Annotated in this window: 2 protein-coding genes and 1 pseudogene; all 3 read right to left on the reverse strand. The window is 66.6% G+C overall.

What is annotated here, in order from left to right:
• Window positions 1-10 precede the first annotated feature (10 nt).
• Window positions 11-5,812: pseudogene (locus ACLMAL_RS00995) on the reverse strand (amino acid adenylation domain-containing protein); the annotation flags it as partial.
• Between the two features lie 161 nt (window positions 5,813-5,973).
• Complete coding sequence (locus ACLMAL_RS01000; RefSeq protein ID WP_411997348.1) at window positions 5,974-13,326, reverse strand: amino acid adenylation domain-containing protein; 7,353 nt, start codon at window positions 13,324-13,326, stop codon at window positions 5,974-5,976.
• Window positions 13,327-13,576: 250 nt separating this feature from the next.
• Window positions 13,577-14,560, reverse strand: a complete 984-nt coding sequence (locus tag ACLMAL_RS01005) for a DNA-binding response regulator (RefSeq protein ID WP_411997349.1) — start codon at window positions 14,558-14,560, stop codon at window positions 13,577-13,579.
• Window positions 14,561-14,621 lie beyond the last annotated feature (61 nt).

Consider the following 14,621-nt stretch of genomic DNA (forward strand, 5'->3'; position numbering starts at 1 on the left):
AAGCGCTCGTCTAGACCGCCGAGCGCGGCAAGACCGCACCCAAGACCGTGCCGATCTCGGTCAGCGCGGAATCGGTCGTCATGCGCCAGTGCGTGGACTGCACCGGATAGTTGTGTACAGCGCCCGATACCGCGTCGACCCACGTCCCGGCACCCGCACTGCCGGTCGCATCATCGTGGGCGGCGGTGAAGTACACGACATCACCGACGAACGGTCGCGCACGGTATGCACCGATGAAGGTCGCCGAGCGAATACCGGCCTCCAGCACCCGGGCGATCCGCTCGGCACCGAACGACGCGAACGGCTCGGGCAGGTCGGCAAGTCGCCGCGCGAGCTCGGTTACGTCCACGTCCGCGCCGAGACTCAGATCGGTTGCCTGGCCGCCGAGCAGTCCGCCGAGCAGTTCGGCAATCGGCACGGCCGCCGTCGCACCATGCGTCGCAACCAGATGGCTGTCCATCATCGCGAGCAGCGCGACCTGCTGGCCTTCGCTCTGCAGCTGCACCGCCATGGCGTGCGCGAGCACACCACCCAGCGACCAGCCGAGCAGGTGGTACGGCCCTTCGGGCTGTACCGCGCGGACTTCCTTGACGTAGCGGCGCGCCCAGTCGTCGATCGAATCCGGTAGCGCCTCATCCGAACCGAGCACCGGCGACTGTAAACCGTAGATCGGCCGGTTCCGATCGAGATGAGCCGCCAAGCCCGCGAACGACCAGGCGATGCCACCGATCGGATGGATACAGAACAGCGGTTCTGCCGTGCCGGATCGACGCAGCGGCAGCATCACATCGAACGCGGCGCCGATATCGAGCCGGCCGACTCCGCGTGCTTGCAACTGGGCAACCATTTCCGCGGGGGTGGGTCCGGTGAACAACAGCATCACCGGAACCTGTTGGGCCAGTGCCACACCCAGCCGTGCGGCCAACTTAGTAGCGACCAGCGAATTGCCACCGAGCTCGAAGAAGTTGTCATCCAAGCCGATTCGCTCGACACCGAGCACCTCGGCGAACGCATGACAGGCGAGTGTTTCCCACTCGGTGACCGGTGCCCGATAAACACGCACGGCGGACTCCGGCTCCGGCAACGCCTTTCGATCCAGCTTGCCGTTCATATTCAGCGGCAATGCATCCAGCACCACGAAAGCGTCGGGGACCATGTAGGACGGCAGGGCAGCACTGAGCGCGGACCTCACCTCGGCCACATCGACACCCGCGGCAAGATCGGCAGGTACCAGATAGGCCACCAGGCGATCACCGGTCTTGGTGTCGGACTTCGCGAGCACGGTGGTCTGAGCGAGTGACGGCAGCTCCGCGAGCGCGGCCTCGATCTCACCCAGCTCGATACGGAAACCACGGACCTTTACCTGGAAGTCGGTGCGGCCCCGGTACTCCAACACGCCGGCGGTATTCCAGACCACCAGGTCGCCGGTCCGATACATGCGGCTGCCCGACCCGAAGGGGTTGGCCACGAACCGATCCGCGGTCAGATCCGGTCGGCCGAAGTAGCCGCGGGCCAGTTGCGCGCCCGCGAGGTACAACTCCCCGGCGATGCCGGGCGGGACGGGCCGCAGCCGCGCATCGAGCACATAGACCTGGCTGTTCCACTCGGGCAGACCGATCGGCACCGACACCGTGTCTGCGGCGGTCACCCGATGGCTGGTGATGGACACCGCTGCCTCGGTCGGACCATAGAGGTTGAACAGGTCCTTCACCGGATAGGTGCGCAGGAAGCGTTGCGCAAGCGCGTGGGGCAGCGCCTCCCCGATGGCCAGCACCCGGCGCAGCGTGAAGGGCAGGCGGCCCTCCAACAGCGCGTCGAGCATCGACGGCACCACATGCAGTGTCGTGACCGATTCGCGCGCCATCAGGTCATTCAGGTAGGCCGGGTCGCGATGCCCATCCGGCGCGGCGATAACCAGCCTGCCGCCACACACGGTCGCCGACCAGAACTCCCACACCGAAAGGTCGAACGTCGCGGCCGTCTTCAACAGCACGGCGTCACCCGGACCGAGCCCGAATTCTGCTGCCTTCCAGAGCAACTGGTTGGCAATGGCACCGTGTGAGACCGCGACGCCCTTGGGACGCCCGGTCGAACCGGACGTGAAAATCACATACGCGGCGTGCCGCGGATCCACCGGCGCAACGCGCTCCGCATCGGCGATCGGCGCGTCCGAAATACCTGCCTGCTCGAGCGCTTCCATCCGCACCACGGGTGCCACCGTGTCGGCGAAGTCCTCGGCAGCGCTGGTCAGCACGCACACGGGCCGGGCAGTTTCGAGGATGTAGCCGGTTCGCTCGGCAGGCTGATCCGGATCCACCGGAACATAAGCACCACCGGCCCGTGCCACCGCATACATAGCGACCACAAGGTCCACCGAGCGGCGCAAGGCAAGAGCAACCCTGGCATCCGGGCCGACGCCCTGTGAAATCAGGTACCTGGCAAGGCGATTCACTCGCGCGTCCAGCTCACGGTAGGTCATCGAGTTGCCGTCGGCACCGACCAATGCCACCGCATCCGGTGCGGCGGTCGTCGTCGCGTCCAGCAACGACACCAAGGTCGCCGCCGAATCCACCGGATGTTCGGTGGCGTTTCGGCCGACCACCAACGCGACCCGCTCGGCCGCATCGAGCATGTCGATGTCACCGACCGCGGCGCGCGGCGCGGCGATAATCGCACTGAGCAACCGCTGGAATCGCTCGACGAAGTCACGCACCGTCGATTCGTCGAACAAGCCGATGGCGTAGGTGAGCGCTCCACCTATCCCGGCCGGATTTCCCTCCGCGTCGTAGCTGTCACCCACGATCCAGTGCAAATCGAACTGCGACACCGCGGCATCGAAATCCACACCCGATACCGTCAGGTCCGCCAACTCCAGTTCGGACTTGGCCAGGTTCTGGAACGACAGACCCACCTGGAACAGCGGATGGCGCGCGGTCGAGCGCACCGGGTTGAGCACCTCGACAAGCCGCTCGAACGGCACATCCGCATGCGCCAGCGCCTGGATATCCGATTCCCGTTGGCGCGCGAGCAAATCCGTGAACGACTGGCCCGCGTCGATCCGGGTCCGGAACACCAGGGTGTTGACGAACATGCCGATCAGGTCGTCGAGTTCACGCTCACCACGACCCGCCATCGGTGTGCCGATGGCGATATCGTCGGTTCCCGACAAACGGGCCAACAGCAACGCGAGTGCGGTGTGTACGACCATGAACAGCGTTGCGCCTTCGCCCCGCGCCAATTGCACCAAGCCCCGGTGCGTTTCGGCGTCGATTCGCACCTCGACCTTGCCTCCGGCGAACGACTGCACCGCGGGCCGCGGCCGATCCGTCGGCAGATCCAACTGATCCGGCAGCTCCGCAAGCGCACCACGCCAGTACGCGATCTGCTCGGCCGCCAACGACTCCGCGTCGTCCTCGCTACCCAGCAGTTCACGCTGCCAGATGCTGAAGTCCGCGTACTGCACTGCGAGCGGCGCCCACTCCGGCGCCAGGTCCACCGATCGCGCCGCGTACGCCGTCATCAGATCACGCGTCAACGGACCGATCGAGGACCCGTCGCCCGCGATATGGTGCACAACCAGCGCAAGGACGTATTCGCTATCGGACTCGTCGAGCCGGAACAACCCGGCTCGCAACGGCACCTCGGCGGTCACATCGAAGACCGTCGACAGGAACTCCGCCACCACGGACTCGATCTCCTGCGCGCCGACCACCTGGACGTCCAACTGCGGCGCGGCCTGCTCCGCGGGCAGGATCGCCTGCACCGGACCGTCCTCGGTCTCCGGGTAAATGGTCCGCAACACCTCGTGCCTGGCGACGAGATCCGCGACAGCCGCGGCGAGAGCTCGGGTATCCAGCGCACCACGCAAGCGGACCGCGATCGGAATGTTGTAGGCCGTCGACTCCGGATCGAACCGGTTCAGGAACCACATCCGCTGCTGCGCGAGCGACAAGGGAATCCGCTCCGGCCGTGGTCCGGCGACCAGCGCGGTACGTCCGCCGGAGCCCGTATGCTCCGCCAGCACAGCGGCCAGTCCTGCGACAGTCGGCGTCTCGAACAGCCAGCGCGCCTGAACGCGGGTATCCAGCGCCGCACCCAAACGGGCCATCAGCTGGGTGGCGATCAGCGAGTTTCCGCCGAGCGCGAAGAAGTCATCGTCGGCGCCGACCTGCTCGTCGGTGCCGAGTACCTCGGCGAACATACTCGCCACCACGGTCTCGAACGGATCCGAAGGGGCACGGAAAGCCTTGGTACGCAACTGTGGTGCGGGCAGCGCCCGGCGATCCAACTTGCCGACCGGCGTCAGCGGAATCTCGTCGAGCACCATGATGACGGTCGGCACCATATGGGCGGGCAGGCTCTGCTCGGCCAACGCCGTCAACTGCTCCGGATCCGCGGACATGCCGTTCGCGCCATGCACATACGACACGAGAATCGTGCTGCCGCTGTCGAGTTCGTGCCCGATGGTGACAGCGAAATCGGTGGTCTCATGGGCGGCCAAGGTCGCGTCGATCTCGCCGAGTTCGATACGGAAGCCACGGATCTTTACCTGGAAATCGTTGCGCCCCAGGTATTCCAACTCCTGGTCCGCGGTCCAACGGGCCAGGTCACCGGTGCGGTAGAGCCGAGAGCCGGGCGGGCCGAAGGGATCGGCGACAAACCGGACAGCGGTCAACCCCGGCCGCTCGTGATATCCGCGAGCCAGCTGTGCCCCGGAGATGTAGAGCTCGCCCGGCACCCGGTCCGGGACCGGAGCCAGCCGATCATCCAGCACGAACTCCGTGATCGCGCGGATCGGCCCACCGATCGTCACCGGCTCGCCGGGCGTCATCGGTGCGGAGATGTTGGTCATGATGGTGGTCTCAGTGGGACCGTAACCATTGAAGAATTCGCGAGTTCCACCGGAAATCGGTAAGACCCAGCGCCGCACCAACTCCGGCGGGCACGCTTCACCGCCCGCCACCACGACACGCAGCTCGTCGAGCCCCTCGGGCGGGAGCGAGGCGAGTGCGGCCGGGGTGATGAACCCGTGCGTCACCCGCTCCCTGCGCAGCAACTCGGCCAGTTCGTCACCGCCATAGACGGTTGGCGAAACCACCACCATCGTCGCGGCGCCACCGAGTGCAAGCAGCAACTCCAGCACCGACGCGTCGAACGACGGCGATGCGAAATGCAGCGTCCGCGACGCGGACGTCACCCGATACCGCTCGCGCTGCTCGTCACAGAAACTCGACAGGCCGGCCTGCGTGACAACCACGCCCTTCGGAAGGCCCGTCGATCCCGATGTGTAGATCGCATAGGCGGGATGCTCGGCGCGCAACTGACGCGCCCGATCCGCGTTGGTGACCGGATCCGCCGGAAATTGCCGCAGCAGCTGCCCGAGCTCCGGGGTATCGATTTCCAGCCACTCGACCTGGCCGGGCAGGCCGGAGCGCACCGACGCCACGGTCAGTCCGAGCACAGCTCCGGAATCGGAGACCATGTGCGCGACACGATCGGCCGGATAGTTCGGGTCGACGGGAACGAAGCCCGCACCGCTCTTGGCGATCGCCCACACCGCGACCACCGACTCCACCGACCGCGGAATGCCCACCGCGACAAGATCTTCGGGTCCGATCCCATGGTCGATCAGCAGTCGGGCCAGTCGGGTCGACCGGTCGTCGAGTTCGGCATAGCTCAGCTGCGCGTGGGTCGTCGTGGCATCGGCGAAGACGAGCGCGACACCGCCGGGGTTCGACTCCACGGCGGTCGCCATCAGCTGCGGCAGCGTTGTGACGCGGGCTTTGCGGGTTCGGGTGGGACGTACGCGAGCGGGGTAGCTCATGCCACCGTCACCGTTCGACTGCAGTACCGCGGGGCCGTTCGCCCATTCCCGAACACACCGAGCATTGCAGAACTCTTCCTGTCGCTTGTTTTACAAGTAACTGGGCGTACGCCACAGAAGCAGAAACCGATCTCGCGAGCCTTGGTTCGTTACCAGCACCTGACCATCAGCAGCTCATCGAGCAGGACCACCTCGGCCGACCCCGACACCGACACCGACACCGATTCGACCGTAGACCCGTCATCGAGCACGACGGCCTGGAGGTCTTCCAGCAACGCGGTATCGATGGCGTCGAGGGTCGACCGATCGGCGAGCAGATGGGTAACCCACTCATCGGCCAGCGAAGTCGCCAGATCGGCCACCGCAAGCTCGGTGCCGGGAACCACGACCAAGGCGGCACCGGTCGCTCCCGCGGCCACCACTTCGAGCAGGGCGGCAGGCGAATCCGGCCGTCCGCACTGGAAGGTACGGGACTCGACGGTCAGACCGGTACGGGTGCGCAGCCGATCGGTGGCTACTGCCAACTCGTCGTAGGTCATCGTCACACCGCTCGCCGCGACCACCAGTGCCGGATCTTCGCCGCGCAGCACGCCGTTGCGAGCCGCGTAGGTCACCGGGCGCGCCGATTGCTCGGCGATCTCGGCGATCACCGCCGCGTCGTCCAGTCGCAGCCAGTCGACACCACCCATATCGACCGGCTGCCCTCCGGCGGTCAGCCCGATCTTGACGACCGGTGCGGCGGGCAACGGCATATCGGCCGTAGCCAGCAGTACCAGCGCGGCACCCGCCTTGAGCACCGCCCACACCGCGACCACCGAGTCGGTGCCGCGATCCAGCCGGACCCCCACCCCGACACCGGGACCGCAACCATGCCCGATCAGTACCCTGGCCAGGCGCGAGGACTGGGCATCGAGCTGCTGGTAGGACATTTCGTCCTCGCCCCACACCAGCGCAGGTGCGTCGGGATCGTCGTCCACCGCCGCGGCCAGTGCCTGGGTCAGCCTGGTCCCACCGGAGGCCGGTCCTACGACACTCGGTTCGGGGGCCGCGGCCGGTCCCATACGCACCCGGTCATGCTCCTCGGCGTCGAGGATATCGATGTCGCCGATGAGCACCTGTTGATCGGCGGCTGCGGCCGCCATGATGCGCGTCAGCCTGCGACCGAATGCCTGCGCCGTCGACTCCTCGAAAAGGTCTGTGGCATAGGTGAATACCGCGGAGATCTCGCCGGGCTTCCCGTCCGCGAGCAGGTGGGGCTCGACGACGAGCTGCAGATCGAACTTGGCCGCGATCGCGCCGGAATCCAGCGCACCGACGGTAAGGCCCGGCAGCTCCAGCGTGGGCTGCTCCAGGTTCTGGAAGGACAGCATCACCTGAAACAGCGGGCTCTGTGCGGCCGAGCGACCGGGCAGAACGGCCTCGACCACCCGCTCGAAGGGGATGTCCGCGTTGGCGAAGGCGGATAGATCCGCCTCGCGCGCCTGCAGGAGCAATTCCTCGAAGCTCGCGGTCCGCTCGACCGAGGTGCGCAACGTCAGCGTGTTGACGAACATGCCGACCAGCTCGTCCAGCGCACGCTCGCCGCGACCGGCGATCGGCGTGCCGATCGTGACATCCGGACTGCCAGAGAGCCGGGCGAGCAGCACGGCCAGCGCCGCGTGCACCACCATGAACAGCGAAGACCGGTGCTCACGCGCGATGCGGATCAGACCCTCGTGCACTTCGGCCGGAATGGTGAAGCCCACCGACGCACCGCGGTTCGACGGCACCGTCGGGCGCGGGCGATCCAGCGGCAATTCCAGCGTCCCCGACAATCCCGACAGCTGCTCGCGCCAGTACGCCAATTGCCGTGCCGCCACCGAGTTCTCGTCGTCGTCGGTGCCGATGACGGCGTGTTGCCAGAGCGCGAAATCGGCGTACTGCACCGGCAGTGGTGCCCAGCCGGGGGCTTCGCCGCCGGTACGAGCGATGTACGAGGCCATCATGTCACGGGCCAGTGGCGCAAAGGACGCGCCGTCGGCCGAAATGTGGTGCACCACAAGGACGAGCAGGTGGTCGTCGGCGGTGCCGTTGGCCAGCAGGCAGACCCGAACGGGTGCCTGCTCGGTGACGTCGAACCCGGCGGACACCAGCTCGGTGACACGAGCGAGCACATCCGAAGGGGTCTCGACCTGCAGTCCCTCCGGCAACACTTCGGCCGCGGACAAGATCTCCTGACGGGCCTGGCCACCGACACCCGTCGTCGGGAACCGCGTGCGCAATGCTTCGTGCCGGACCAGCACATCCTCGACGGCGAGACGCAGCGCCGTCACGTCGAGTGCTCCGGTCAGCCGAATCACGAAAGGCAGGTTGTAGGAGGCGGATTCGGTATCGAGCTGGTTGAGCACCCACATCCGCTGCTGCGCGAGCGACAGCGGAATCAGCTCCGGCCGTTCGGCCTTGGCCAGCGCGGGGCGGGCCGCCGAATCACGTCCGACGCCGGGCACGATCCTGGCCGCGAGCGCGGCGACGGTCGAGGCTTCGAACAGATCGCGCACCGTGACATTGGTTTCCAACGCGTCGTTGATCCTGGCGACTGCGCGGGTGGCCAGCAGCGAGTTACCGCCCATGGCGAAGTAGTCGTCATCGGCGCCGACGCGTTCGACGCCGAGTACCTCGGCGAAAACGGCGGCGACGATCTCCTCCGACTGGGTGACCGGAGCCCGGAATTCGCGAGCGGTGAAGGTCGGTGCGGGCAGCGCCTTGCGGTCGAGCTTGCCGCTGGTGTTGAGCGGGAAGGCGTCGAGCGCCACGAGTGCGGCCGGAACCATATAGGCGGGAAGGACTTCCGAGATCGCGGCGAGCAACTGTTGTTGCTCGATCTGCTGACCCGGCCGCGGCACCACATAGCCGACCAACTGATCGCCGGTCACCGACGGCACCACCAGTGCCGCAGCCTGGCTCACGGCGGGCTGGGCGAGCAGCGCCGTCTCGATTTCACCGAGCTCGATGCGCTGGCCACGGAACTTCACCTGGAAGTCGGTACGACCCAGATATTCGAGCCGCAGCGGGTTTTCCCGCCATACGACCAGGTCGCCGGTGCGATACATCCTGGCGCCCTGCTCGAACGGGTTGGCAACGAACCGATCCGCTGTCAGATCCGGCCGGGCCACATAACCGCGCGCCAGCTGGTCACCGGCCAGGTAGAGCTCGCCGACCACACCCGCCGCCGTCGGCCGCAACCGCGAATCCAGCACGAATACCCGAGTGTTCCACTGCGGCAGGCCGATCGGGACGGTGGCGAGCTCACCGACGCGAGCAGGCCAGTAGGTCACCGACACCGCGGCCTCGGTCGGCCCGTACAGGTTGTGCACCGTCGCGTCCGAAACCGCGGCCAATGCCCCCACCGTCTCCGGCGGCAGCGCCTCACCGATGGCGAACACCTCACGCAGCGTCGGGCAGGCGCCGGGCGCGGTATGTGTCGCGAACACCGTCAGCATCGACGGCACGAAGTCGGTGACCGTGACACGTTGTGCGGCAATCGTTTCCGCAATGTAGGCAGGGTCGCGATGACCGTCGTGGGTGGCGACGACCAGCCTGGCCCCCGCGCGCAGCGGCATGAAGTAGCCCCACAGCGACACATCGAAGGTGGTTGCGGTCTTCTGCAGGTAGACATCGTCGGGACCGAGCGGGTACTGCGCGAGCATCCATTCGATCTGGTTGTTGATGGCCGTGTGCGAGATCGCCACGCCCTTCGGTCGACCGGTGGAGCCCGAGGTGAAGATCACGTAGGCCGGGTTGTGTCCCGAGACCGGGCGCAGCAGCTCTTCCGGTGCGATCGGAGCACCCGAGAACCGTTCCAGGTCGATCGTGTCCAGATGCAGCACGGGCGCGACGGCGTCGACCGCGTCGGCGGTTGTCGTCAGCACGCAGACCGGCGCGGCGGTATCGAGGATGTGCGCGATCCGCTCGCCGGGATGATCCGGATCCAGCGGCACATACGCACCACCGGCGGCGACGATCGCGTACATGCCGACCACCAGATCGAGCGAACGCCGAACCGCGAGACCGACCAGCGATTCCGCGCCGACACCCTCGCTGATCAGCAACCTGGCCAGCTTGTTGACCCGCTCGTCGAACTCGCGATACGTGAGCTCGGCGCCCTCGTACACCACGGCCACCGCATCGGGGTGGGTCGCGGCCGCGCGCCGATACCCATCCAGCAGCAGCTCCTGGGCAACCGGGTGACGAGTGTCGTTCCAGTCCACCAGGATTCGCTGCCGCTCGGCAGGCTCGAGCAACTCGACCGCACCGACGTCCTGCCCCGGGTTATCGACCATCGCGGCGAGCACCTTGCTCAAGCGCTGCGCGAACCCGGCCACCGTGGCCTTGTCGAACAGGTCGGCGGCGTAGGTGAACGATGCCGACATACCGCTCGGCACACCGCCTTCTTCACGCGGCACGATGGTCAGTTCGAGATCGACCTTGGCCATCGCGACACCGAGGTCGACACCCGACACCGCGAGCCCGGGCAGTTCCAGCTCGGTCGGCGCCATGTTCTGGAAGAGCAGCATCACCTGGAACAGCGGATGCCTTGCCATCGAACGCGCCGGGTCGAGCAGTTCCACCAGCCGCTCGAACGGCACGTCCACGTGTCCGAATGCCGCGATATCGATCTGGCGGAACTTCTGCAGCAGCTCGTCGAGGGACAGCTCCGGGTCGACATCGCTGCGCAACACAACGGTATTGACGAACATGCCGATCAGGTCGTCGAGCGCGGCCTCGCCGCGACCAGCGACGGGGGTGCCGATCGCGATATCCCTGGTACCGGAAAGTCGTGCGAGCAGCACGGCCAGGGCGGCGTGCACGACCATGAATAGCGTCGAATTATGTTTCTGAGCAAGCCGGTTCAGCGCAGCATGGGTTTCGGCATCGATGTCGAAGTCGAAGAAATCGCCCCGGTTGGACATCACCGCGGGCCGGAGCCGATCGGCGGGCAGTTCCAATTGCTCGGGCAGCCCGGCCAATTCATCGCGCCAGAAGGCGATCTGCTTGGCGAGCAGTGACTCCGGATCATCTTCGGCGCCGAGTACCTCGCGCTGCCAGATCGCGAAGTCCGCGTACTGCACCGCGAGCTGCGGCAGCTGCGGTTGCGCGCCGCGCGCACGATCGGAATAGGCGGCGATCAGGTCGCGGGTGAGCGGCCCCATCGAGAAGCCGTCGCCGGCGATGTGGTGCACGATGCAGACCAGCACGTGCTCGGATTCGCTCAGCCGGAACACCCGAAGCCGGATCGGCGGCGCGAGGGCAACATCGAATCCGGAGACCGCCACACCGATGACGAGTTCGGCCAGCTCCGCCGTAGTGGTCGGCACGACGTCGAGTTCCGGCACGGCGCGAGAATCGTCGATCGGCAGCACGACCTGCGTGCCTTCGCCATCGATCTCCGGATACACCGTTCGCAGCACCTCGTGGCGGGCGACCAGGTCACGCGCGGCGGCCCGCAGTGCGTCGATATCGAGCGCACCCGACAACCGCACCGCGAGCGGAATGTTGTTGACACCGCTGGCCGTATCGAACCGGTTGAGGAACCACATCCGCTGCTGCGCATACGACAGCGGAATCCGCTCCGGACGCACTCGGGCCTGCAACGCTGGTCCGGTCTCTGCTCCGGCCTCTTCCTCCACCCGTGCGGCGAGCGCCTCGACGGTGGACGCCTCGAACATCAACCGCACCGGCACCCGCACGTCGAGCGCGCTACCGATGCGCGCCGCGGCCTGGGTGGCCAGCAGCGAGTTACCGCCGAGCTCGAAGAAGTCGTCGTCGGCACCGACCCGGGCGTCCGGCGCGTCGGGTGTCAGCAGCGCGGCGAACACCTCGGCGACAACCTGTTCGGTCCTGGTGGTCGGCGCTCGGAACTCGCGCGCGGCGAACACCGGCTCCGGCAGTGCCGCACGATCGAGTTTGCCGACCGGGTTCAGCGGAATCGAGTCGAGCACCATGATCGCCTGGGGAACCATGTAGGCGGGCAGCGTTTCCCCGACATGCGCGGCGAGTGCCGCGGTATCCACCCCGACCCGGTTCCCGCTCGCATCCGCCCGCGGCAGCACGTAGGACACCAGCGCGGTCACACCGGACGGCAGCGTGCGCCCCAACGTCGCCGCGAAGTCAACATCCGGGTGATTGCTCAGCGCGCTGTCGATCTCACCGAGCTCGATGCGAAGACCACGGATCTTCACCTGGAAGTCGGAGCGGCCCAAATGCTCGATATCACCGGACTCGGTGCGGCGCACTACATCGCCGGTGCGATACAGCCGCGCCCCCGGATCGCCCGCCTCGATACCGAACGGGCTGGCCACGAACCGCTCCGCGGTCAACCCGGGCCGCCCGAGATAGCCCTGGGTGAGGCCGGGGCCTGCCACATACAATTCGCCGGTCACACCGACCGGGACCGGACGCATCCGCCCATCCAGAATGAAGGCGCCGATGCTGGTGGCCAGGGTCTTACCGATCGTGATCGGATCACCGACGCTCAGTGGGTCGGAGGCGGTCATGATGACGGTGGTCTCGGTCGGGCCGTAGAAGTTGTACACCTTGCGGCCATCGCGAACCCAGCGCCCGATCAGCTCGGGCAGCAAGCGCTCGCCACCGATCACCAGGGACCGCAGATCGTCCAACCCGGTGGGATCGACCGAATCCAACGCACCCGGTGTGATCATCACGTGCGTGACCCGTTCGCGGCGCAACAGCTCGGCGAGCTCGGCCCCACCGAACACGCCCGGTGGCGCGACCACCAGCGTCGCTCCGCTGGTGAACGCCATGAAGAACTCCATGATGGAGAAGTCGAAGCTCGGCGAGCTCACATGCAGCACGCGGGCGTCGGCAGTGACCTCGAGCTTCTCGCGGACGCCCGCGACGGCGGACAGCCCGGTGTGGGTGACCGCGACGCCCTTCGGCCGACCGGTGGAGCCAGAGGTATAGATGATGTAGGCGAGGTGCTGTTCGGTGAGTGTGCCGATGCGGTCGGCGTAGGAGATGGGATGCGCTTGTCGGCCCGCGATGCGGTCGGCCTGCACGTCATCGTCCAGTGCGATCCATTCGATCGACGTCCCCAGCGCATCCTGGTGCGCCGTGGTGGTCAAACCAAGGCTCGCGCCGGAGTCCGACAGGATGTATTCGATGCGATCCGGCGGATAGGAAGGATCGACCGGCACGAATGCCGCGCCCGTCTTCGCGATTGCCCACATCGACACAATCGATTCGACCGAGCGGGTGATGCCAACGGCCACGAAGTTTCCAGGGCCGACACCGCGATCGATCAGCTCACGTGCGAGCCGGGACGAGGTCTCGTCCAACTCGCGGTAGCTGAGTTCGCGCTGATCGGCCGGGTCACCGGTCGGGTTGAATCGGATCGCCACCGACTCGGCAGCGGACTCGACCGACGCGGTGAGCAGCTGTCCGAATAATGGGGCGCCCGACCGCCGTCGACGGTTTCCGCGCGCAGAACGACGAGGACCATCCATTCGAGTACTTTCACCCTTCACATAGAGCACAGCCGCACGACCGCATCAGGCCACCAAGAGACCAAGGACTCGAGGTCTTGGCGCGCGGCCCGACAATCATATAAGCAACGCACATCACCGAGCCCGGCTCGGGCAGCTGCCGGACCGGCAGCGCATCATGCGCGCCGATCGTTGGACTATCGGCCGGAATTCGTCCTATGTTGCTACCGATACCCAATCCGTGAGCGACTTCACAGCTCCGTGAGCGAATTCACAGCCAACCGCGACGAGTTGCTTGCACCCCGGCCTGAAAACGCGTGCTGGCACCGAGTCGCTCCAGCAATCGGGCGGTCCTGCGCACCACAGTGCGCCGCGACATTCCGAGTCTTCGCGCAATGGTGTCGTCGGTGGCGCCGAGGCCCATCAGGGTCAGGATCGCCTTGTCCTTTTCGTCGAGTTCATCGGCCGACGGATTCACCGAGATCGGCGCGGCCAGTGACCACAGCACATCGAAGGTCTTGATCGCCAGGCGCAACGCCGCGGAACCGTTGATGCGCAGGCCCATCGGGTCCGGTCGCCGTTCATCGGCATGCAGCACCAGGCTGGCCCGTTCGTCATCGCTGATGATCAGCTTGAACGGTGGCTCGGGCAGCGTGCGCGCCTGTGCCCCACTGGCATTGGTGGACAGCGCGTGCCGCAGCCGTTCCGGGTCCTGATAAATGGTGTCCTGGTACAGGGTTTGGTAGCGGATGCCCGCACCGATCCTGGCCCGCTTCAGCTGGAAGAGCCGCTGCTCGCGTTCGATATCGCTGAGATAGGGGCCGCGCTCGATCACCTTGACGCTGCTGCGCGCCGCGGTCTGCATCTCCTCGAAGTCGGCCAGCATCTCGAGCCGCTCGAATACCGGCACTACGGAGCCGTTGGCGCGCGGCGAGCGGCGCACCGATCGGAAGGTCTCGCTGAGTCGCGATGCGGCGGCGTGCATGTGGTTGATGTCCTGCTGCCTGCGTCGAGCCTCGGCCTCCGACAGCGACTCCGGGGCGTGCGCATCCCACAGCAGCTGGCCGTCGGGACCGACAAGGCATTCCGCGGCGTCGAGGTCGAGCAGTACTTTCAGTAGTGCCTCGGCCACATCGACTGGCAGACCTAAATATCCGGCGATATCGGACAGGCTCGATCGCGGATGATGCACCAGCACGGCGTAGGTGCGGCCGTGCGGTGATCCAGGCTCGAAGATGTCGCCAAGCTCGGTCACCGCCAGAGCCTAACGACCGATTGGTGTTCGCGTGAGGCTTGCGATCCGCCGAACATCAAGC

Source organism: Nocardia sp. CWNU-33, assembly GCF_046764895.1.
In the GTDB taxonomy this organism is placed as follows: Bacteria; Actinomycetota; Actinomycetes; order Mycobacteriales; family Mycobacteriaceae; genus Nocardia.